Origin of the sequence: Methylobacterium sp. 37f (assembly GCF_023093475.1) — a bacterium.
Taxonomy (GTDB): domain Bacteria; phylum Pseudomonadota; class Alphaproteobacteria; order Rhizobiales; family Beijerinckiaceae; genus Methylobacterium.
On record NZ_JAGHKN010000001.1, the window covers coordinates 210,018 to 230,005 of the forward strand.

Here is a 19,988-nt window from a genome sequence, read left to right on the forward strand (position 1 = left end):
GAAGCGGGGTCCGCACCCTTCCGTCGTAGCGTAAAAATACATTATCCTTCCGTTCGTCATCGCGCAGAGATCAGAATGTCAGACACGCCCGTCTTCGCCACGGCCGCCGTTGCGGCGCCTCACCGTCTCGCGGCCCAGGCCGGGCAGCACGTCCTGGCGCAGGGGGGGAACGCCATCGAGGCGATGACCGCCATGGCCGCGGCGATCGCCGTGGTCTACCCGCATATGAACGGCATCGGCGGCGATGGCTTCTGGCTGGTGCGCGAGCGCGGCGGCCGGGTGCGCGGGATCGAGGCCTGCGGTCCCGCCGGCCGCAAAGCCACGATCCAGCGCTACCGCGAGCAGGGCTACGAGGTGCTGCCGTCGCGTGGGCCCGACGCGGCCCTGACGGTGGCGGGTGCCATCGGTGGTTGGCGCCTCGCCCTCGACCTGTCGAAGGCTCTGGGCGGACGCCTGCCCCTGAACACGCTGCTGGCGGACGCCATCCGCCATGCCCGGGACGGCGTCGCGGTCTCGCCCTCGGAAGCGCGTTACGTGCCGAAGGAACTCGATACGCTGCACGACCAGCCTCACTTCGCCGAGACGTTCCTCGACGGCGGCAAGCCCTACGCGGCCGGGGCGATCCGCAAGCTGCCTGCCCTGGCCGCGACGCTGGATCACCTCGCCCATGCGGGGCTCGACGATTTCTACCGCGGCGATCTCGGCCGCGAGATCGCCGCGGACCTGGAGACGCTCGGAACCCCGGTCACCCGGGCCGATCTCGAGGCTTACGCGCCCCGCGAGCGCACGCCGCTCTCGATCCGCCGCCGGGACGCAATGCTCTATAACTTCCCGCCGCCGACCCAGGGCATCGCCGCCCTGCTGATTCTCGGCATCTTCGATCGCCTGCGGATCGACCGGCCGGAGACCACCGCGCATTATCACGGGCTGATCGAGGCAACGAAGCGGGCCTTCGCGATCCGCGACCGGATCGTCACCGATTACGATCGCCTGAACGTCGACCCGGCCAGTTTCCTGACGCCCGAATCCCTCGACCGCGAAGCGGCCCAGATCGATATGCGCCGCGCCGCGTCGGTGCCCCTGCGCAACCCCGGAGAGGGCGATACGGTCTGGATGGGGGCGATCGACCGTGACGGCCTCGCGGTGTCGTACATCCAGTCGATCTACTGGGAATACGGCTCCGGAATCGTCCTGCCCAAGACCGGAATCCACTGGCAGAACCGCGGAACCTCGTTCTCCCTCGACCCGAAGGCGGTGAACCCGCTGGAGCCCGGCCGTCGGCCGTTCCACACCCTGATCCCGGCGTTGGCCTGCTTCGATGATGGCCGCGTCATGGCCTATGGCAGCATGGGTGGCGACGGACAGCCGCAATTCCAGTCGCAGATCTTCGCCCGCTACGCCGATTACGGCATGAGCCCGGCCGCAGCGGTCGATGCACCCCGCCTTCTCTACGGCCGGACCTGGGGCGCGGAATCGCTGTCCGTAAAGGTCGAGGACCGCTTCGATCCGGCCTGCATCGCGGCCCTACGCAGCCTCGGACACGACATCGAGGAACTCGGCGGCGCCTATATCGACTCCCTCGGGCATGCTGGCATGCTGATCCGCCATCCGGGCAACGGGTCGATCGCCGCTGTTCACGATCCCCGATCGGACGGAGGCTCGGAGGGGCTGTAACCAAAGGCCCTCTTCGCGAACACGTTGTGTGGCAAAGACTTACCACGCATCAACCTGGCATCGTCCTTGCGAAGCGGTTCGCGTCGCAAGGAGCGAATAATGGATACGAACCTCTCCCGCCAACGCTGGATCCAGCTCGGCCTCGGCCTCGTCGCCATGATGGCGATCTCCAGTCCGCAATATGTCTGGACCCTGTTCACCAAACCGCTGATCGCGACCACCGGCGCAACGCTGCCGCAGATCCAGTGGACCTTCACGATCCTGATCGTGCTGCAGACCTTCTTCTCGCCGGTGCAGGGCTACCTGATCGACCGGTTCAGCCCCAAGCTGATGATCGCGCTCGGCGCAGCCCTGTCCGGCCTCGGCTGGGTGCTGGCGGCCCGGGTCGATACCCTGCTGGGCGTCTATGCGACCTACGGCCTGTTCTGCGGCCTCGGCACCGGCATCGTCTATGTCGGCATCGTCGGCCTGATGGTGAAGTGGTTTCCGGACCGGCGCGGCTTCGCCGTCGGCGTCGTGGCAGCCGGCTACGGCATGGGCGCCATGCTGAGCACCTTCCCGATCAGCGACATGCTCACCGCCTCGGGCTACCGCCACACGCTCACGGTGTTCGGCATCGTGCTCGGGGCGATCGGGGCCCTGGCGGCCCTGGGCCTGCGCGCGCCGCGCGCCGGTGAGGTGCTGCCGTCCCCGGCGGTCAATCTCTCCACCTGCGTCCATGACACGCCGCCGCGAGTGATGCTGCGGACGCCGCTGTTCTGGCTGATGTTCGTCATGATGACGATGATGTCGACCGGCGGTTTGATGGTGGTGGCGAACTTCGCCTCCTTCGCCCGCGACTTCGGCGTGGCCGATGCGATCATCTTCGGATTCGTCGCCCTGCCTTTCGCGCTGACCTTCGATCGCATCACCAACGGCCTGACCCGCCCGTTCTTCGGATGGGTCTCGGACAAGATCGGTCGCGAAAACACCATGGGTATCGCCTTCGCGGCGGAAGCGGTGGCGATCGCATTGCTGCTGGTCTTCCGCGAGAACGCCTACGCGTTCGCGCTGCTCTCCGGTGTCGTGTTCTTCGCCTGGGGCGAGATTTTCTCGCTGTTCCCGTCGATCCTCACCGACACCTTCGGCACCAAGCACGCCACGACGAATTACGGCTTCCTCTACATGGCTCAAGGGATCGGTTCGCTCTTCGGCGGCCCGATCGCGGCCTGGATCTATGCCGTGCAGGGCTCGTGGCTGCCGGTCTTCGCGATCATCATCACGCTCGATGTGCTGACCGCGATCCTCGCCTACTTCGTGCTCAAGCCGATGCGTCGGCGCTGGCTCGGCGAAGTCGAGGCTCCGACCCTGGTCGGCAAGCCCGCGCTGGCTTGATTGAGGCTGGGACAGGCGCGGATGGGAGAGCCCGTCCGCGCCTTCCTCGGGGAATCGGCCAGGATTTTGGCTGGGTGCAGGATTTTGGCTGGGTGAATGAGCAGGAGCTCGCGTTCACCACATCGTCTGGCGGGCGCGTTCGCCCCAGGTCCTGTCATAGGTTTCGCCACCCACCCGGCCCTCGCTGCGTTCGGCCAGGATCTGCCCCGGTGAGGGAAGCGACGTCGGGTCCACGTGGCTGTCCTGCCGCCATAGGCCGGAGCGGATCAGGGCGCGGGCGCACTGGAAGTAGATCTCGTGGACGGTGATCACCATCACGGTCCGGGGTGCCTTGTCCTCGACGGCGAACGTGGCGAGGAGGGCCGGATCGTCCTCGATCACCGCACGCCCGTTCACCCGTAGGGCATTGCCGATGCCGGGGATCAGGAACATCAGGCCGACGCGCGGGTCCCGCACGACGTTGCGCAGGCTGTCGATCCGATTGTTGCCGCGGCGATCCGGCAGGAGGAGCGTACGGGCATCGGCGCAGCGCACGAATCCAGGCCGGTCACCCCGGGGCGAGCAATCCAGGCCTTCCGGACCGACGGTGGCGAGACTCGCGAAGGGCGCGACCTCGATGAAGCGGCGGTAATGCGACGTGATGTGGTCGGCCACCTTCGCGGTGGAGGCCTCGGAGACAGCGTCCCAGGCACCGTAGATGGTCTCGAGGTCCGCCACTGTCTCGACGATGGCCATGGGGTGTTCCCGTTTCGCAGGCTGGAGAAGCGTGCTCCCCTTGCAGCAATCCGAGGGTGATCGCCAAGTGCCGCATGAAGCTTACCGATCAGGCTTGCCGAGATACGGAAACGCAATCGTGCTTTCGAAGCGCCCGGTCTAACGGTCGGGACCGATCGGTTTCGGCGGTCCGCCTTCAGGCGTCACCCAGTCCCGCGCATTGCGCAGACGCAGCCCGCTCGCATGGAGGCTCGAGCGCCAGATCGGTGCCAGGGGTGTGAGGCGAGGCAGGATGCGGAGTTCCAGGCCCGCCGTCGCCATGGCACCGGGCAGATCCCCCAGGGTGTCATGGCCGTCCGGCACGACCGGTTGGCGTGAAACCCAGGTGCCGGCCTCGCCGGAGGGTTCGAACGTAGCGAATGGCATCTGGTAGCGTTCGAGGACGCCGGCCTCGATCCGGTCCGCCCAGGCCTCCTCGACATAGGCGACCGCGCGGCCCGAGACGTCGCCGAACCACGTCTCCCGGTCCTCCGGCGACGTCTCGGCCGTGGGCCAGATCACGATCCTGGGGCAGTCACGCGGAAACAGGTAGAGCAGGCTGTGGGCGCTATCGATCGCCCAGACCAGAGCCCCGTTCAGCCAGGCGCGCTCCGCTCCCCGGTCGATGCCGACCCGCACCGGGCGCGGTACGAAGACCCGGATGTCCGGATCCTCGCTGAAGTGGAACAGCGACGGGCAGGCATTACTCGCCGTCGCCGCGTCTCTGGTGCTCACCGGGCGTTGCGAAACACCTGGAGGTCGAGGTCCCGTACCTTCTTGCGCAGGGTGTTCCGGTTCACGCCGAGCAGCTCCGCCGCGCGAATCTGGTTGCCGCGCGTGGCGGCGAGCGCCGCTCCGATCAGCGGCCCTTCGATTTCGCGCAGGATGCGATGGTAGAGTCCGGGCGGGGGCAGCGTGTCGCGATAGTTGCTGAAATAGTCGGCCAAATGCCGCTCCACGGCGCCCGACAAAGTTTCGGCCTCACCGTTGTTCTTGCGTGGGGTGCCCGTGCCATTCGTCTGACTCTGGGCCAGCGGGAGGGTATCGAGTTCGGCCTCGATCACCGGGCCGGTGATCGTCTCCTGCGGGTAGAGGGCAGCGAGGCGCCGGACGAGGTTCTCGAGTTCGCGCACGTTGCCCGGCCAGCGATAGCGCTTCAGGCGCTCCATCGCCTCGCCATCGAGCTGCTTGCGGCTCAGGCCCTCGCGCTCCACCAGGATGAAGAAGTGGCGGATCAGGTCGGGCACGTCCTCGGAGCGCTCACGCAGGGCCGGCAGGCGCAGCGGCACCACGTTCAGGCGGAAGAACAGATCCTCGCGAAAGATGCCCTGCTGGATCGAGACCCGCAGATCCTTGTTGGTGGCCGCGATGATGCGGACGTTGGTCTTGATCGGGACGCGTCCGCCGACGGTGGTGTATTCGCCCTGCTGAAGCACGCGCAGGAGGCGGGTCTGTGCCTCCATCGGCATGTCGCCGATCTCGTCCAGGAACAGCGTGCCACCTTCGGCCTGTTCGAAGCGTCCGGCCGATCGCGCCAGCGCGCCGGTGAAGGCCCCCTTTTCGTGGCCGAACAGCTCGGATTCGATGAGGTCGCGCGGGATCGCGGCCATGTTCACGGGCACGAAGGGGCCGGTCCGGCGCCGGCCGTAATCGTGTAAAGCCCGTGCGACCAGCTCCTTGCCGGTGCCCGACTCGCCGGTGATCATCACCGTCAGGTCCGTCGGCATCAGCCGGGCCAGCGCCCGATAGATCTCCTGCATGGCCGGGGAGCGCCCGACCAGCGGAATGTCCTCGTTGCCCGGATCGGCCCCGACCGGCGCGGTTCCGCGCGGGCGGGACAGAGCGCGTCCGACGATCGCGATCAGCTCCTTCAGGTCGAAGGGCTTGGGCAGGTACTCGTAGGCGCCGCGCTCCGAGGCGCGGATCGCCGTCATGAAGGTATTCTGCGCGCTCATGACGATGATCGGCAGCTCGGGGCGCACGCGCTTGATGCGCGGGAGCAGGTCGAAGACGTTCTCGTCGGGCATCATCACGTCGGTGATGACGAGGTCGCCCGCCCCCTCCGCGACCCAGCGCCAGAGGGTGGCGCAATTGCCGGTGGAGCGGACCTCGTAGCCCGCCCGCGACAGGGCCTGATTGAGGACGGTGCGGATGGCGGCGTCGTCATCCGCGACGATGATGTGTCCGTTGGGCATGACGCGACTCTACAGCTCCGCGGACGATTCGCGCCCGTCGCGGGCGCTCGACATGGGGAGAAGAAGGCGGAAGGTGGTTCGGCGCGGGACCGGATCGCATTCGACGATCCCGCCGTGGTCGCCGATGATCTTGGCGACCAATGCAAGTCCGAGGCCGGAACCCTGCGCCTTCGTCGTGACGAAGGGATCGAACAGGTCGGGCAGCAAATCCGCCGAGACGCCGGGGCCGTTGTCGCGCACCGCCACCTCGATCGGCAGGCTCACGCGCTCGCGCGAGCCTGGAACCTGCAGGCGCAGGCCGGTGCGGAAGGCGGTCGACAGGGTGATCTCGCCATCGACCGCATCGGCCCCGATCGCCTCGGCGGCATTCTTCACCAGGTTGAGGATGACCTGAATGAGTTGATCGCGATTGCCGAGCACCGGCGGCAGCGACGGGTCATAGGTCTCGACGAAGCGGATATGGCGGGCGAAGCCCGACTGGGCCGAGCGCTTCACCTGGTCGAGCACGCCATGCACGTTGACCGAGCCGCGCTCCACCGGGCGCTCGTCGCCGAACAGCTCCATCCGCTCGACAATGCGTACGATCCGGTCGGATTCGTCGCAGATCAGCCGGGTCAGCAGGCGGTCGTCCTCGTTGCCGGACTGCTCGAGGAGCTGCGCCGCCCCCCGGATGCCGGCGAGCGGATTCTTGATCTCGTGCGCCAGCATGGCGCCGAGCGCCACCATCGAACGCGCGGCGCCCCGATGGGTGAGCTGGCGGTTCATCTTGTCGGCAATGGTGCGTTCCTGGAGCATCAGCACGACGATCTCCTCGTCGTCGCCGAGGGGCGTGGCGAAGACGTCGACGCTGCGCTCCAGGCCCGAACGCGGCTGCACCAGTTCGACCCCGTACTCGCTGACGCTGGCCCGGCGGCGACGCACCTCAGCCACCAGGGCGATGATCGGCGACGCGAACGGGATGATGTCGGACAGGCGGCGCCGCTGCATCAGCCGGGCCGAATGATCGAAGAACGTCTCGCCCGCATGATTGACGTGCAGGATATGGTCGTTGGCCCCGACCGTCAGCACCGGCAGCGGCAGGGCGTTGATCACCGCCTCGTTGGTCGGCACGACCTCGGGCTTCTGGCCGCCGCCCCGGCCGGATATCGGCTTTCCCGCGCTCATGCGGCTTCCTCGCTGGTGTCCGGCATCGCCCATGCGTCCCGCGTCCCGAAGGCGCGCGCCAGCAGGTGCGTCGCCACCGCGGGGTCGGTGGTTGTGAGGAGCCGCATCCGCGCTGGCGCATCGAGCCCTCCACCCGCCTCCGCGTAGGCCGCGAGGTGCTTGCGGGCGTGGCGCACGCCCATGCGCAGCCCGTAGAGAGCGAGAAGACCCTGGTAATGCTCGATCGCCAGCGCGGCCTTCTCGGCGCTCGACAGCGTCGGAACCGGGCGCCCGGCGAGGCCAGCCGCCAGGGCGCCGACGAGCCACGGCCGGCCCACCGCTGCCCGTCCGACCATGAGCCCGGCAGCGCCGGAGCGCTCCAGACAAGTGCGCGCCTCGGTCAGGGTGGAGATGTCGCCATTGGCGATCACCGGAATCGCCACGGCCTCGACCACGGCGCGGATCGCGCGCCAATCGGCCCGGTCCTTGTAGAATTGCTGCCGGGTCCGTCCATGCACCGTGACGGCGTTCAGCCCGAGCCCTTCGGCCCGGCGCGCCAGATCGGGCGCATTGAGATTGGCATGGTCCCATCCGAGACGCATTTTCACCGTCACGGGGATGCGCACCGCGCCCCGGACCGCCGCGAGGATGCGGGTCGCCCCCTCGATGTCGCGCATCAGGGCCGACCCCGAGGCGACGCCGGTGACCACCTTGGCCGGGCAGCCCATGTTGATGTCGATCACGTCGGCGCCGTTCGCCTCGGCGATCCGGGCGGCTTCGGCCATCGGCTCCGGCGCGCAGCCGGCGAGCTGGACAATGTGCGGATCGACGCCGCTGCCCTCGGCCCTCAACTGGGCCTCCTGATCGCCGCGCGCCAGTTCGGCGGCCGCCACCATCTCGGAGACCACCGCGCTGGCGCCGAGCCGGCGGGCGATGCGCCGGACGTGCAGGTCGGTAACACCCGAAAGCGGCGCCAGCAGCACCGGTATCGGGCGTTCACCCTTATCGATTGCGATGCTGCGCTCACCCTCCGCCGGGCGAAGGAAGCTTAAATAATCATCAGTGGCCATTGTGCTCAACAAATAGACAAATCCGCCCGGCGCGCAAGCGATTCGGTGGATTTGATTTCAGCTTCTCCCGCGCTTAAACGACAGGTCTCCCCATCGGCGGGTTTCCAGGCCTACGCATCGCAGACGCGCGGTGCCCCGTGGGCGTGGCGATCGGCAGGTGCGCGGTTCCTCACCCCCCGAAGCGCGGGAGCATACGCATGTCCGGCATCGCATGGAATGCGGCCGCGGTGGTCGTCGCGGCCGGTCGCGGCATCCGCATCGGCGGCGATACCCCGAAGCAGTACCGCAGCGTCGGCGGTCAGGCCGTCTTGACCCGGACCCTGACGGCTCTGGCGGCCCATCCGGGCATCGTCCGCATCCAGCCGGTGATCGCGCCGGATGCGGCCGAATTCTACCGCGCCTGCCTCGCCGACCTCGACGCCGCGACCCGCGATAAAGTTGCCGCGCCGGTTCCCGGCGGCGCCACCCGCCAGCAATCGGTTCGCGCCGGCTTGGAAGCGCTGGACGGATCGCAGGCGCCCGACCTCGTCCTGGTCCACGACGCGGCTCGCCCGCATGTGGACGTGGCACTCATCGAGCGGGCCCTGGTGGCCGGCCGCGATCACCGTGCCGCTGTGCCGGGCATCGCCGTCACCGACACCATCAAGATCGTGGACGATCTCGGCGATGGCAGCGGACGGGTGCGCGAGACGCCCCGGCGCGAGGGCTTGCGCGCTGTTCAGACGCCGCAATCCTTCGTCTACGGCCTCTTGCGCGACGCCCATCGCCGGGCGGCCGCGGCTGACCTTCATGCCTTCACCGATGACGGGGCCCTCGCCGAATGGGCCGGCCTGCCCGTCGTCGTCTTCGAAGGCGATCCGCGCAATCGCAAGATCACCCAGCCGGCCGACCTGATCGAGGCCGATCGCGGCTTCTCCGGCCAACACTTCACCACTTTAAGCGAGGCCCAGCCCATGACCACCTACGTCACCCGCCTCGGCACCGGCTTCGACGTCCACGCCTTCACCGACGGCGACCACGTCTGGCTCGGCGGCGTGAAGATCCCGGCCGATCGCGGCGTGCTCGCGCATTCGGACGGCGACGTCGCCCTGCACGCCCTCACCGACGCCCTGCTGGGCGCGATCGCCGATGGCGATATCGGCACCCACTTTCCGCCGAGCGACGAGCAGTGGCGCGGCGCCTCGTCCGATCGCTTCTTAGCGCATGCGGTCGAGCTGGTTCGGGCGCGCGGCGGCAAAATTGACCACCTCGACATCACCGTGCTGGCCGAGGCCCCGCGCATCGGCGCCCATCGCGAGGCGATCCGCGCCCGCATCGCCGAGATCGCCGGGGTGCCGCTGAGTTCGGTTTCGATCAAGGCGACCACCACCGAGAAGCTGGGCTTCGTCGGTCGCGCCGAGGGTCTGGCCGCGCAGGCTGCCGCCACCGTGCGGCTGCCCGAAGTGACCGCCGAACTGAACGCGGCCGACGAGACGGCCGAGCGCCGCTCGTGATCGACGATCCCGCCTTGCTTGCTCGAGCGGAGGCGCTGGTCGCCGCCTATGCGGCGGCGGAATTGACGATCGCCACGGCTGAATCCTGTACCGGTGGCCTCGTCGCCGGCCTGCTCACCGCAATCCCAGGTTCGTCCGCCGTGGTGGAGCGCGGCTTCGTCACCTACTCGAACGCCGCCAAGGCCGAGAGCCTCGGCGTGCCCGTCGATCTCATCGCCGCCCACGGCGCGGTCAGCGCGCCGGTCGCCCGCGCCATGGCGGAGGGTGCTCTGGCACGATCCCGGGCCACCGTCGCGGTGGCGATCACCGGCATCGCCGGCCCGGGCGGCGGCAGCGCCGACAAGCCGGTGGGCCTCGTGCATTTCGGCCTGGCCGTGACGGGCGCGACCGTGCGCCACCTCGAGCGCCGCTACGGCGATCTCGGCCGCACCGAGATCCGCCGGCTGGCGGTGGGCGATGCGCTCGGTCTCCTCGAATTGATTCTCGCTCCCGGTCTCGGCCCGGCGTCTTGAAACTGACACGCTTGGGCGTCAGCCTGCGTATCACGGCGCATCGATCCGCGCCGGGTTCGCTCTCGAACCCTTGGGGAGGCTGCATGACATCAAGTTTGATCGCCGCCCCGGTCCGCCCGCGCCTCTCGCGCCTGCCGGCCTGACGGAGCCCACGCGCCCGAGCGCGTCGCAGCCGTCTCCCTCATCCTCTTCGTCCATCCTTTCGGCCGGCCCTTCCGGGGCCGATCGCCGTTCACGGAGCCGGCGCGCATCCCGCGCCGCGATCGCGTTCCATGATCCTCGACCGCCTTCAGGGCGCGCAAACCTATCGCGCCGTCCTCGCCTTTCTCGTTCGCCAGTGGTGCACTCGGCCCGGTCTTCTGCTCGGGCTCGTCGCTGCCATCGTCGGGTCGACCCTCGCCGACGTCTTCCTGCCGCTCTTCGCCGGCCGGCTGGTGGATGCCCTCTCGGCCGCCGATCGCGATGCGGGGCGCTGGGATGCCCTTGTCGCCTTCGCGGCGATGGGCGGGCTCGGCCTCCTCACCCTGGGCTTGCGCCACGTGGCCTGGACCTTCGTGGTGCCGTTGAGCCTGTCCACCATGCAGGCGGTGGCGCAGGCCGGCTTCCAGCGGGTCCAGCGCCTGTCGACCGACTGGCACGCCAACAGCTTCGCGGGCTCGACCGTGCGCAAGGTCTCCCGCGGGATGTGGGCGCTCGACGGCCTCAACAACACGCTGCTGCTGGAATTGCTGCCGGCCTTCGTGGTGCTCTTGGGCACCATGGTCTTGCTCGGCGTGCAATGGCCGCTCATGGGGCTGGTGATCGGCTTCGGCTCCCTGGTCTATCTCGCCGTGGTGGTCCTGCTCGCCATCCAAGTCATCGCTCCGGCGGCGCAGCTCTCCAACGTCTGGGATTCGCGCCTCGGCGGTGCGCTCAGCGATGCGGTCGGGGCCAACGCGGTGGTGAAGGCCTTCGGGGCCGAGGCCCGCGAGGATGCGCGCCTCGGCCGCCTCCTGGCCAAGTGGAACCGCCGCACCCACCGGACCTGGATGCGCATCACCTGGAGCATCACGGCGCAGTTCGCGCTGCTCCTCCTGCTCCGCACCGCCATCGTCGGTACCGCGCTCTGGCTGTGGTGGACGGGAGATGCGACGCCCGGCGACGTGGCCTACGTGCTGACCACCTATTTCGTGGTGCACGGCTACCTGCGCGACATCGGCGATCACATCAATCGGGTGCAGCGCGGCGTGAACGAGATGGAGGAGTTGGTCGCCCTCGACGCGGAGCCCTACGGGGTCGCCGATCGGCCGGACGCCACGCCTCTCACCGTGCAGGGCGGCACGATCGGTTTCGACCGCGTCACCTTCCACTACGACGGGCACGCGACGCCGCTCTACCGCGACCTGTCCGTGCAGATCCCGGCGGGGCAGAGGGTCGGGCTCGTCGGCCGGTCTGGCTCCGGCAAGACCACCTTCGTCAAGCTGGTGCAGCGCCTCTATGACGTCACGTCTGGCCATGTTCGCATCGACGGGCAGGACGTCGCCGCGGTCACGCAGGCATCCCTGCGGGCGCACATCGCCATCGTGCCGCAGGAGCCGGTCCTGTTCCACCGGTCACTGGCCGAGAATATCGCTTACGGGCGTCCCGGCGCCTCGGCGGAGGACATCGCCCGCGCGGCGCGGCTCGCTAACGCGCACGACTTCATCGCCCGACTGCCCAAGGGTTACGGCACGCTGGTGGGCGAGCGCGGCGTCAAGCTCTCGGGCGGCGAGCGCCAGCGCGTGGCCCTGGCCCGTGCCTTCCTGGCCGATGCACCGATCCTGATCCTCGACGAGGCGACCTCCAGCCTCGACTCGGAATCGGAAGCACTGATTCAAGAGGCGATGGAACGCCTGATGCGCGGCCGCACAGCCATCGTCATCGCGCACCGGCTCTCCACCGTGCGGTCGCTCGATCGAATCCTGGTGTTCGATCGCGGTTGCATCGTCGAGGACGGAACCCAAGCGGACCTGCTCGGCCGATCGGAGGGCCGGTATCGCGCCCTGTTCGAGCGCCAGGCCGGCGGGGTCATCGAGGCGTGACGGACGGATGAATCGACGGTGCGGCTCAGGCGGCGGCGCCGTAGACCCGGTTGGCCCGTGCCTCGAAGGCGTCGGTGAACTTGCGGAAGGCGCGGTCGAACATCGTGCCCATGAGCAGCCCAAGAGTCCGGCTCTTGAACTCGTAGGTGATGAAGAAATCGACGGTGCAGGTATCGCCCTCGCCGGGCTTGAAGGCCCAGCGGTTCTCCAGGTGGCGGAACGGACCGTCGATGTATTCGGCGACGATGCGCAGGTTGTCGGGGTCAAGGGTGACGCGCGTGGTAAAGCGCTCGCGGATGGCCTTGTAGCCGACGCCCATCTCAGCCACGAGCACTTCGGTGCCGTCCGGCCCCGGCTGGCGCCGCAGCACACGCAGGGATTCGCAGAGCGGCAGAAATTCCGGGTAGCGTTCCACGTCGGCCACGAGGTCATACATCTGGCGCGGTGAGTGCCGCACCGCGCGGTTGATCCGAAATGAGGGCATCGAGACTCAGGCGTTGGCGATGCGGGCGAGACGGGCCGCTTTCAGCTTTGCGAAATCCTCACCGGCGTGGTGGGAGGAGCGGGTCAGGGGCGTTGCGGAAACGAGCAGGAAGCCCTTGGTATAGGCGGTGGTCTCCAGGCCCTTGAACTCGTCCGGGGGCATGAAGCGCACCACCGCGTGGTGTTTCTTGGTCGGCTGGAGGTACTGGCCGATGGTCAGGAAGTCGACATCCGCCGAGCGCAGGTCGTCCATGAGCTGGACCACCTCGTTCCGCTCCTCGCCGAGACCGACCATGATGCCGGACTTGGTGAAGATGGTCGGGTCGAGTTCCTTCACGCGTTGAAGCAGGCGCACCGAGTGGAAGTAGCGCGCGCCGGGGCGCACCGTGAGGTAATTACCCGGCACCGTTTCCATGTTGTGGTTGAAGACGTCGGGGCGGGCGGCGACGACGATTTCGAGGGCGCCGGGTTTGCGCAGGAAGTCCGGGGTCAGCACCTCAATGGTGGTGGCCGGGCTGCGCGCCCGGATCGCCCGGATGGTACGGGCGAAATGCTCGGCCCCGCCATCCGCCAGGTCGTCGCGATCCACCGAGGTGATCACCACGTGGTGCAGGCCGAGCTTGGCCACCGAATCCGCGACCTTGTCGGGCTCGCTCGCGTCGAGGCCTTCGGGCAGGCCGGTGCGGACGTTACAGAAGGCGCAGGCCCGCGTGCAGGTGTCGCCCATGATCATGAAGGTGGCGTGCTTCTTCTCCCAGCACTCGCCGATATTGGGGCAGCCCGCCTCTTCGCAGACCGTGACCAGGCCGTGCTCGTGCACGATCTTGCGCGTGTCCTCCCAGCCCTTCGAGCCAGGCGCCTTGACGCGAATCCAATCGGGCTTGCGCTGGATCGGCTTGTCCGGGCGATGCGCCTTCTCGGGGTGGCGCGGGCGCTGGTCATTGCGCAGAAGATCGAGGACGACGGCCATGACAATCCACGGGATTCGCCCGCAAGACGCCGGCGCGTAACCCCGACTTAAGGCCTGGGACCGGCCTCCGCAAACCCGCCGCGTCGTCGTGGCGCGACAGGCCCGCGTGTTCGTCAGGTATCGAGGACGTGATCGGCAGGATCGCCGCGCTGGTTCACCCGGTCGTCTGAGGGGAACGCCTACGTTGCTCGACGATGGGTGCCTCCGCCGTCCGTCTTGGCGCGGTAGAGAGCACGGTCCGCCATCCGATAGACCGTGTCGGGGTCCTCGCCGTCCAGGGGGACCAGCGCGATGCCGATGCTGACCCCGACATCGACGGGGTGCCCCTCGATGACCATGGGCACCTCGATGGCCTGGGCGATCCGGCCGGCGAGGGTATCGATGTCGTCCGTGCAGGCCGCCCCGGTCTGAATGATGACGAACTCGTCGCCGCCCAGCCGCGCCACGGTATCCTCGATCCGGACGACGGAGCGCAGCCGATCCGCCACCATCGTCAGCAGGGTGTCGCCCGCGGCGTGTCCGAGGGTGTCGTTGACCGCTTTGAACCGGTCGAGGTCGAGGCACAGCAGGGCGAATGGCGGCCCGCCGCGCCGGACCAACGCCAGCTCCTGGAGGAATCGTTCCTGGAACTGCATGCGGTTGGCGAGGCCGGTGAGCGGATCATGCCGCGCGAGATGTTCGCTGCGACGCTCAGCCAGTTTCCGGGCTGTGACGTCGAGGGTCAGACCGACGACCCATTCCGGATCGCCCCCCTCGCCGACCACGACCCGTCCGATACAACTCAGCCAGCGCGTGTCGCCCGTGGGCCGGAGGATGCGGAAGTCGGACACGAATGTCCCGCGCGCTTCAATGGCGAGGTCGAGGTCGGTCAGGGTACGGTCCGCATCGTCCGCGTGGATGAGAGGCCGCCAGTCCCGTCTCACGTCGATCTCGATCTCGTCGTCGCCGAAGCCGTGCTGGCGTGCCATCTCGGCGGACAACAGGGCTCGCCCGCTGGTCACGCTGTAGTGCCAAGTCCCGGCATCGGCGGCCTTCAGCGCGAGGTCGAGCAGAAGGGACTGGTCGGCCATCCGCTCGTGCAGCAGACGGCGCTCGGTCTCCCGCCGCAGTTCGGAAACGAGGCGCCGCCGCTGGTCGAGGAGGGATCGGCCGGCGACTTCGGCCTTGATCAGGTCTGCCACCGCGCTCTGCATGAAGTGGATCAACAGGATGTCGATGCCGACAACGAAGGTATAGAGCGCCATGGCGGTGATGACGGAGCCGTTCAGTGCGAACGCGTACTGGCCCGGCATGAAGCAGTACCAAGCTGCAAGCCCGGACAGCGTTGCGCAGACGATGCCCGCATAGGCCCCACATAGGTAGGCCGAGAGGATGACGGCCGGGAAGAACGTGATGAAGGGAAAGCCCGGCGGGAGATGGGGGTGTATGATGCTTCGCACGAGGAGAGCGGCGAGGAAGGCGGCAATCCCGACCGGGATCGAGAATCTCGGGTGACGATGCGGTCCGGCGGCGGGAAGCAGCAGAGCCAGCGCCGTTCCGCTCCGGCTGACGAAGGTGGACTCGCTCACGGTCGGCGCGTTGACGGCCTCCGTCGTTTCCATGTCGATCAATGGACGATGGTCCTTGCTGGCCATTGTGGAAATCGGGTCGTCGCGCCTACCCGACGCGAAGGGACAGGCCGCCGCGTGTTCCCGTGGTCCAGGTGAAGATGACGCCGTTCCGTTCGAAGGCCCGACGGGCCGCATCGACCTTGGATGGACGCACGCTGTCGATGCGGGCCGCGTCCTCGATGCGCGCGACCGTAGACGGCGACAGGTCCGCCTCTTCCGACAGGCGCTCGATGGTCCAGCCGAGCATTGCCCGCGCGCCCCGCACCTGTTCCGTCGTCAGGCGTCCCAACCCGGCCTCCGCCGAGACCCGGTCAACCTCGAACCGCTTGCTGCCCGTGATCGGCAAGCACACCCCGACCCACTCGCGGATCGTGCCGTCTCGGGCGAGGACGGGGGCGCCGCGTGCGTTGAACCAGCGGTGGATGCCGTCCGCGCACCGGATGCGATAATCGGTGTCGTAGATGCCCTGATGAAGGACCGCCGTTCGCCAGGCCTCCCGAGTTCGTTGCCGGTCGTCCGGATGGATAGCGTCGAGCCAGCCGTAGCCGGCCATCTCGCGCGATGTCTGGCCGGTCAGTCCAGTCCAGTCCGATCCGACCCTTGTTCCCCCGTCGGCGGTCGCGGTCCAGACAACGGTGGCGACCGCACGGACGAGCGCACTGTACCGTTCATGTGCAAGCTCGTTCGGATCCTCGACCGAGGCCGGGGCCTGCAGGGTTCCACCCATCGCGTATCCTGGGTTTACATCGCTCGGCGCAATGATTTGCCAGATTTGAATGGTTTTAGAAGCGATATTCCTCAGAAAGAACGAATTTCGTTCTTTCTGTCGGACACAAAAACGTTTGTGTATTTGTTGCAGCGCGCACGGATGATTGCGTCCCTGAGGCCGTCCAACCCCGCTTCAGCGTCCGACAGCCTTGTTCCCGATATCGCGACGACGCCAAGGTCACGGTGGAGGCGGACGACGGCTGCCGCGATGGTTACGGCAGGCATCCTCCTCGTCAGAAACCATCCGGCGCGGTGCTCACGCCGCCATGTTCCGCGAGGCCTCGCGGACCAGGCGGGTCGACGCATCGACCTCCCGAGTCGACGCGGCGATCAACCCGACGCTCTGGCTGATCTCGGTGACCGCGCTGGTCATCGCCTGCATATTTGCAGACATCTCCTGAGCGACCGCCGCCTGCTGCTCGACGGCCGTCGAGATCGCGGCCGAGATGGCATTGACCTCACCGATGGTTCCGCCAATGCCCGCAATGGCGGTTGCCGCCTCGTGCGCGGCCGACTGCGTCTCGGCGATCTGGCTACCGATACTTTCGGTGGCCTTCGCGGTTTGGGCCGCGAGGCTCTTCACCTCGGCGGCCACGACGGCGAACCCCCGACCGGCCTCACCGGCTCGCGCCGCCTCGATGGTGGCGTTCAGGGCCAGGAGATTGGTCTGACTCGCGATGCTGTCGATGAGTTCGACCACCTCGCCGATGCACTGGGCTGCGGCGGCGAGGCCGGCCACGACCACGGAGGTCGCGTTCGCCTGCTCGACCGCCCGTCCTGTGACCGCGAGGGCACGATTGACCTGCTGGCTGATCTCGCCGACGGAGGCCGCCAATTCCTCGGCGCCGGCGGCAACGCTCTGCGTGTTGCCGGAAGCCTGCTCCGCGGCGCTCGCGGCCCCCATGGCCTGCTGCGAAGCGCGAGAGACCGAGTCCGCAACGCCGTCGAGGTCGCGGTCGATCCCGCGTTGCAGCTCGGCGCGCCGGAGCCGGTCCTGGACGGCCTCGGTGACGTCGGTTGCGAACTTCACGACCTTCACCAGCCGCTCGGACGCGTCGCGCACCGGGTTGTAGGTGGCTTGGATCCAGACCTCGCGGCCGCCCCTGGCAATGCGCTTGTACTCGGCCTGCTGGTACTCGCCGCGTCGCAGGGCATCCCAGAAGGCACGGTAGGCCGCAGAATCTCGTTCCGTCGCGTCCACAAACATCGCGTGCGGCCGCCCCGCCACTTCGTCCAGGGCGTAGTCGACGACCGCCAGAAAGTTTGGGTTCGCGGTGATGATCGTGCCGTCGAGGTTGAACTCGATGATGCCTTGCGAGCGGTCGAGGGCCCGCAGCTTGCCCTCGAAATCGGCGTTCCGCAGCTTCTGGGCCGTGATGTCAACGGCGCACTTGAACACGCCGGTGAGCTTGCCGTTGCGTCCGATGAGGGGATTGTAGCTGGCCTGGATCCAGACCTCCCGCCCCCCTTTGCCAATCCGCTTGTACTCGGCCGCCTGGAACTCGCCGCGGCGCAGGGCCTCCCAGAAGCGACGGTAATTGTCGCTCTCCCGCTCGGCCGAATCGACGAACATGGAATGATGGCGACCCCGGATCTCGTCCAGACGATAGCCCAGCGCGTCCAGGAAGGTCTTGTTGGCGGTGACGACCTTGCCGTCGAGGTCGAACGCGATGAGCGCCTGAGAAGCGTCGAGCGCGTTGAGCTTGGAAATCTGCGCATGGCTACCGAAGACCATCGAGCATCTCCCTCATCCGATGGGCGAGCCGCCATCATTCGACGAAGGGTGACGACCCCTGCTGACGAGGCCTCGATCCGATCGGCGAATCCCGCCTGCATCGTGCAAGTGTCATGGCATCTATCGTTTCATCGTCATGGCGGCTTCGATCGAACGCCAGAATAAGGAAGGTTCTATTTCATAATGGGATGGACCGGTGAGGCCGCCCAGTGAATTCTTAAAACGCTCCTGGTTCCGCACCCAAAGCCCCGACCAGATTTGCGATCGGTGCGCGTGCCAACGGACTTTCTACGCCATGTCGGCCTTTCTGGATCCGGCAAAGGCACTTCCCTGACATCGTCAGCGAATTTACAACTTCAGCGTGGGCCAATTCGTTTCTCTTAAGAGTCCGAGCACCAAGTTCATGACTTGAACTATTTCATGCCCCGATCGGGTGCGAGTGGGCGATCCGAGGACCAGCGATGCCGACACGTTCACTCATGCGGCCCGGCAATTCCGGCGGGATAGCCTCTGCGCCCCGGGCGTTCTCGTCGCGACATTTCCTCAAGCTCATCGAGGACACGGGCAAGGTGGGTTTCTGGTCCGCCGATCTTCGGGCCGACCGGATGGATCTCTCTCTCGGACTCTACCGCATCCTGGGGCTCGATCCGGCCGCAGAGATGACCTTCGGCTTCGGTCTCGACATGATCCATCCCGAAGATCAGGCGACGCATGGGGACCAGATCGCGGTGCTGCGCTCGGGCCAGCCGGTCAGTCGCGAGTTCCGGATCATCCGGCCCGACCGGACCCAGCGCTGGATCCTTCACCATGCCGAGGCCATTCTGGGTCCGGACGGCGCACCGAGCCACGGCATGGGCGTGGTGTTCGATGTGACCGCGCAGCACGACACCATGAACGCGCTGATGCAGCGGCATGACCGGCTCAACGCGCTGATCGCCGCCACCGCCACGGTGTTCTGGATCAACAAGGCCAACGGCGAGCCGAGCGAGATGCCTCAGTGGATGGCGCTGACGGGGCAGAGCCATAGCCAGATGCAGGGCTTCGGTTGGCTCGACGCGGTGCATCCCGACGACCGCCCCCGCACCCAGGCGGCCTGGGTGACGGCCGTCGAGCATACCGCTCCTTACAACACCGATTACCGCGTGCTCTGCGCCGATGGCATCTATCGATGGTTCAATGCCCGCGGCGCACCGGTGCTCAACAAGGACGGCTCGGTCCGGGAATGGGTCGGCGTCTGCCTCAACGTACCCGGGCGCAACCGCTACGGCTCGTCCGAGGGCACCGCCCGCAGTTCCGCGCCCCGGGGCACGTCCGCCTCCCCTCCGCCGGGTGACGAGCTGCCGACCCCGGGCCAGATTCGCGCGGCGCGCGCCTTTGCCGGACTGTCGAAGGAGGATCTTGCCCAATTGTCGAACGTCTCGGTCTCGACCATCAATCGCTTGGAAGATCCGAACTCGTCCATCCGGACCCGGAACGATACGGCCATCGCGGTCCGCCGTGCCCTCGAGAAGGCCGGGGTCGAGTTCACGTTCGAGGATGGGGTGAAGCCTGGGGTGCGGGAGGCCTGAGGCTCGGTTGTCCCAAACCTGGTCGCAGTCCGCCGCGACACTGGCTGTCCGGGATCGACCGGCACGCCCCCATCGACGCGCGGTGGAGACGGGGCGGCCCTCCCCCCCTGGTGTCGACAGCGTCTCACGCGGCTCTCGATATCCAGAGGCGTGATATGCGGCGCGATCCGCGGCGACCCGGATGCAGGGCGAAAGGACCCCACATCGGGGGCGATGTCCGACGACCGATTTTTGGCCCAACGCCCGTGTCTGGTCCGGCGTCAGGTGCCGGGTCTGGTGATGGGGCCGTGAAGGGCCGCGTAATCCATGACGGCCTTCGCAAGCCGCGTCATGTTTGCCGCCGCATCTCTGAGCTGACAGACCATCGGGTCGTCGGGCGGCAAGTCGGCAGCAAGCAGGATCACGGCCTCCCGCAAGCCTTCCACCGAGCGCATGATCGCCTCGGACAGGCAGGCAATCTGGCCGTGGCGCGAGCCGAGATCCCTGCCGGCCTGGATCTCCCGTTCGAGCTGGGCTCCCAAGCGACTCATGCCGCTCGGGGACAGATCGACGGGGAGGATGAGCATCTCGGTCATGGCCC

17 protein-coding genes are annotated in these 19,988 nt (G+C 67.7%); 6 read left to right on the top strand and 11 right to left on the bottom strand.

Features of this window, described 5'->3' with window-relative positions; all coding sequences use genetic code 11:
• The first annotated feature begins 75 nt into the window (after window positions 1-75).
• Window positions 76-1,674 (top strand): gamma-glutamyltransferase family protein, encoded by a 1,599-nt coding sequence (locus tag J7U37_RS01050; protein WP_247634543.1) that lies wholly within the window; start codon window positions 76-78, stop codon window positions 1,672-1,674.
• 99 nt (window positions 1,675-1,773) lie between these two features.
• On the top strand, window positions 1,774-3,048 hold the full coding sequence (oxlT, locus tag J7U37_RS01055; RefSeq protein ID WP_056183346.1) for an oxalate/formate MFS antiporter: 1,275 nt from the start codon (window positions 1,774-1,776) through the stop codon (window positions 3,046-3,048).
• Window positions 3,049-3,162: 114 nt separating this feature from the next.
• Here the strand turns inward: oxlT and J7U37_RS01060 are convergent, their stop codons facing one another.
• From J7U37_RS01060 to dusB, 5 genes are all read right to left on the bottom strand, one after another.
• Window positions 3,163-3,783 (bottom strand): pyridoxamine 5'-phosphate oxidase family protein, encoded by a 621-nt coding sequence (locus J7U37_RS01060; protein ID WP_247634544.1) that lies wholly within the window; start codon window positions 3,781-3,783, stop codon window positions 3,163-3,165.
• A gap of 138 nt (window positions 3,784-3,921) precedes the next feature.
• Window positions 3,922-4,536 (bottom strand): DUF6886 family protein, encoded by a 615-nt coding sequence (locus J7U37_RS01065; protein WP_247634545.1) that lies wholly within the window; start codon window positions 4,534-4,536, stop codon window positions 3,922-3,924.
• On the bottom strand, window positions 4,533-5,996 hold the full coding sequence (gene ntrC, locus J7U37_RS01070; RefSeq protein ID WP_056183355.1) for a nitrogen regulation protein NR(I): 1,464 nt from the start codon (window positions 5,994-5,996) through the stop codon (window positions 4,533-4,535). Before ntrC ends, J7U37_RS01065 begins: the two co-directional genes overlap by 4 nt.
• A gap of 9 nt (window positions 5,997-6,005) precedes the next feature.
• Window positions 6,006-7,160, bottom strand: a complete 1,155-nt coding sequence (locus J7U37_RS01075) for an ATP-binding protein (RefSeq protein ID WP_056183484.1) — start codon at window positions 7,158-7,160, stop codon at window positions 6,006-6,008.
• Entirely contained in the window at window positions 7,157-8,209 is a 1,053-nt protein-coding gene (dusB, locus tag J7U37_RS01080) for a tRNA dihydrouridine synthase DusB (RefSeq protein ID WP_247634546.1), read from the bottom strand. The genes J7U37_RS01075 and dusB overlap by 4 nt, the downstream gene beginning before the upstream one ends.
• 197 nt (window positions 8,210-8,406) lie before the next feature.
• Between dusB and J7U37_RS01085 the strand changes: the two genes are divergently transcribed.
• The 3 genes from J7U37_RS01085 (at window position 8,407) to J7U37_RS01095 (ending at window position 12,274) form a co-directional block, all read left to right on the top strand.
• Window positions 8,407-9,702, top strand: coding sequence for a bifunctional 2-C-methyl-D-erythritol 4-phosphate cytidylyltransferase/2-C-methyl-D-erythritol 2,4-cyclodiphosphate synthase (locus J7U37_RS01085; RefSeq protein WP_247634547.1), 1,296 nt, complete (start codon window positions 8,407-8,409; stop codon window positions 9,700-9,702).
• Entirely contained in the window at window positions 9,699-10,214 is a 516-nt protein-coding gene (locus tag J7U37_RS01090; RefSeq protein ID WP_247634548.1) for a CinA family protein, read from the top strand. Before J7U37_RS01085 ends, J7U37_RS01090 begins: the two co-directional genes overlap by 4 nt.
• A gap of 272 nt (window positions 10,215-10,486) precedes the next feature.
• Window positions 10,487-12,274 carry an ABC transporter ATP-binding protein gene (locus tag J7U37_RS01095; protein ID WP_247634549.1) on the top strand — a complete coding sequence of 596 codons (1,788 nt, stop codon included), beginning with the start codon at window positions 10,487-10,489 and terminating at the stop codon, window positions 12,272-12,274.
• Between the two features lie 25 nt (window positions 12,275-12,299).
• On the opposite strand, the gene J7U37_RS01100 is transcribed toward J7U37_RS01095, so the two are convergent.
• From J7U37_RS01100 to J7U37_RS01120, 5 genes are all read right to left on the bottom strand, one after another.
• Window positions 12,300-12,758: a type II toxin-antitoxin system RatA family toxin gene (locus tag J7U37_RS01100; RefSeq protein ID WP_247634550.1), complete on the bottom strand. Its 459-nt coding sequence runs from the start codon at window positions 12,756-12,758 to the stop codon at window positions 12,300-12,302.
• 6 nt (window positions 12,759-12,764) lie between these two features.
• Complete coding sequence (gene lipA, locus J7U37_RS01105) at window positions 12,765-13,727, bottom strand: lipoyl synthase (protein ID WP_056481504.1); 963 nt, start codon at window positions 13,725-13,727, stop codon at window positions 12,765-12,767.
• Between the two features lie 179 nt (window positions 13,728-13,906).
• Window positions 13,907-15,328: a diguanylate cyclase gene (locus J7U37_RS01110; protein ID WP_247634551.1), complete on the bottom strand. Its 1,422-nt coding sequence runs from the start codon at window positions 15,326-15,328 to the stop codon at window positions 13,907-13,909.
• A gap of 55 nt (window positions 15,329-15,383) precedes the next feature.
• The gene (locus tag J7U37_RS01115; RefSeq protein WP_247634552.1) at window positions 15,384-16,064 is read right to left on the bottom strand and encodes a PAS domain-containing protein; all 681 of its coding nucleotides are present in this window, start codon (window positions 16,062-16,064) and stop codon (window positions 15,384-15,386) included.
• Window positions 16,065-16,361: 297 nt separating this feature from the next.
• Complete coding sequence (locus J7U37_RS01120) at window positions 16,362-17,840, bottom strand: PAS domain-containing methyl-accepting chemotaxis protein (RefSeq protein ID WP_247634553.1); 1,479 nt, start codon at window positions 17,838-17,840, stop codon at window positions 16,362-16,364.
• A gap of 461 nt (window positions 17,841-18,301) precedes the next feature.
• Here J7U37_RS01120 and J7U37_RS01125 point away from each other — a divergent pair, with 461 nt between their 5' ends.
• Window positions 18,302-19,408: a PAS domain-containing protein gene (locus J7U37_RS01125; RefSeq protein WP_156376013.1), complete on the top strand. Its 1,107-nt coding sequence runs from the start codon at window positions 18,302-18,304 to the stop codon at window positions 19,406-19,408.
• A gap of 260 nt (window positions 19,409-19,668) precedes the next feature.
• Here the strand turns inward: J7U37_RS01125 and J7U37_RS01130 are convergent, their stop codons facing one another.
• Window positions 19,669-19,983, bottom strand: coding sequence for a hypothetical protein (locus J7U37_RS01130; protein WP_056183390.1), 315 nt, complete (start codon window positions 19,981-19,983; stop codon window positions 19,669-19,671).
• Window positions 19,984-19,988 lie beyond the last annotated feature (5 nt).

Bases quoted from the DNA above. Each gene is read 5' to 3' on its own strand.
- J7U37_RS01110 (WP_247634551.1), bottom strand. From the start codon at position 15,328: ATGGAAACGACGGAGGCCGTCAACGCGCCGACCGTGAGCGAGTCCACC.
- J7U37_RS01095 (WP_247634549.1), top strand. From the start codon at position 10,487: ATGATCCTCGACCGCCTTCAGGGCGCGCAAACCTATCGCGCCGTCCTC.
- J7U37_RS01125 (WP_156376013.1), top strand. From the start codon at position 18,302: ATGCCGACACGTTCACTCATGCGGCCCGGCAATTCCGGCGGGATAGCC.
- J7U37_RS01075 (WP_056183484.1), bottom strand. From the start codon at position 7,160: ATGAGCGCGGGAAAGCCGATATCCGGCCGGGGCGGCGGCCAGAAGCCC.
- dusB (WP_247634546.1), bottom strand. From the start codon at position 8,209: ATGGCCACTGATGATTATTTAAGCTTCCTTCGCCCGGCGGAGGGTGAG.
- lipA (WP_056481504.1), bottom strand. From the start codon at position 13,727: ATGGCCGTCGTCCTCGATCTTCTGCGCAATGACCAGCGCCCGCGCCAC.
- J7U37_RS01120 (WP_247634553.1), bottom strand. From the start codon at position 17,840: ATGGTCTTCGGTAGCCATGCGCAGATTTCCAAGCTCAACGCGCTCGAC.
- J7U37_RS01130 (WP_056183390.1), bottom strand. From the start codon at position 19,983: ATGACCGAGATGCTCATCCTCCCCGTCGATCTGTCCCCGAGCGGCATG.
- J7U37_RS01085 (WP_247634547.1), top strand. From the start codon at position 8,407: ATGTCCGGCATCGCATGGAATGCGGCCGCGGTGGTCGTCGCGGCCGGT.
- J7U37_RS01050 (WP_247634543.1), top strand. From the start codon at position 76: ATGTCAGACACGCCCGTCTTCGCCACGGCCGCCGTTGCGGCGCCTCAC.
- J7U37_RS01100 (WP_247634550.1), bottom strand. From the start codon at position 12,758: ATGCCCTCATTTCGGATCAACCGCGCGGTGCGGCACTCACCGCGCCAG.
- ntrC (WP_056183355.1), bottom strand. From the start codon at position 5,996: ATGCCCAACGGACACATCATCGTCGCGGATGACGACGCCGCCATCCGC.
- J7U37_RS01115 (WP_247634552.1), bottom strand. From the start codon at position 16,064: ATGGGTGGAACCCTGCAGGCCCCGGCCTCGGTCGAGGATCCGAACGAG.
- oxlT (WP_056183346.1), top strand. From the start codon at position 1,774: ATGGATACGAACCTCTCCCGCCAACGCTGGATCCAGCTCGGCCTCGGC.
- J7U37_RS01060 (WP_247634544.1), bottom strand. From the start codon at position 3,783: ATGGCCATCGTCGAGACAGTGGCGGACCTCGAGACCATCTACGGTGCC.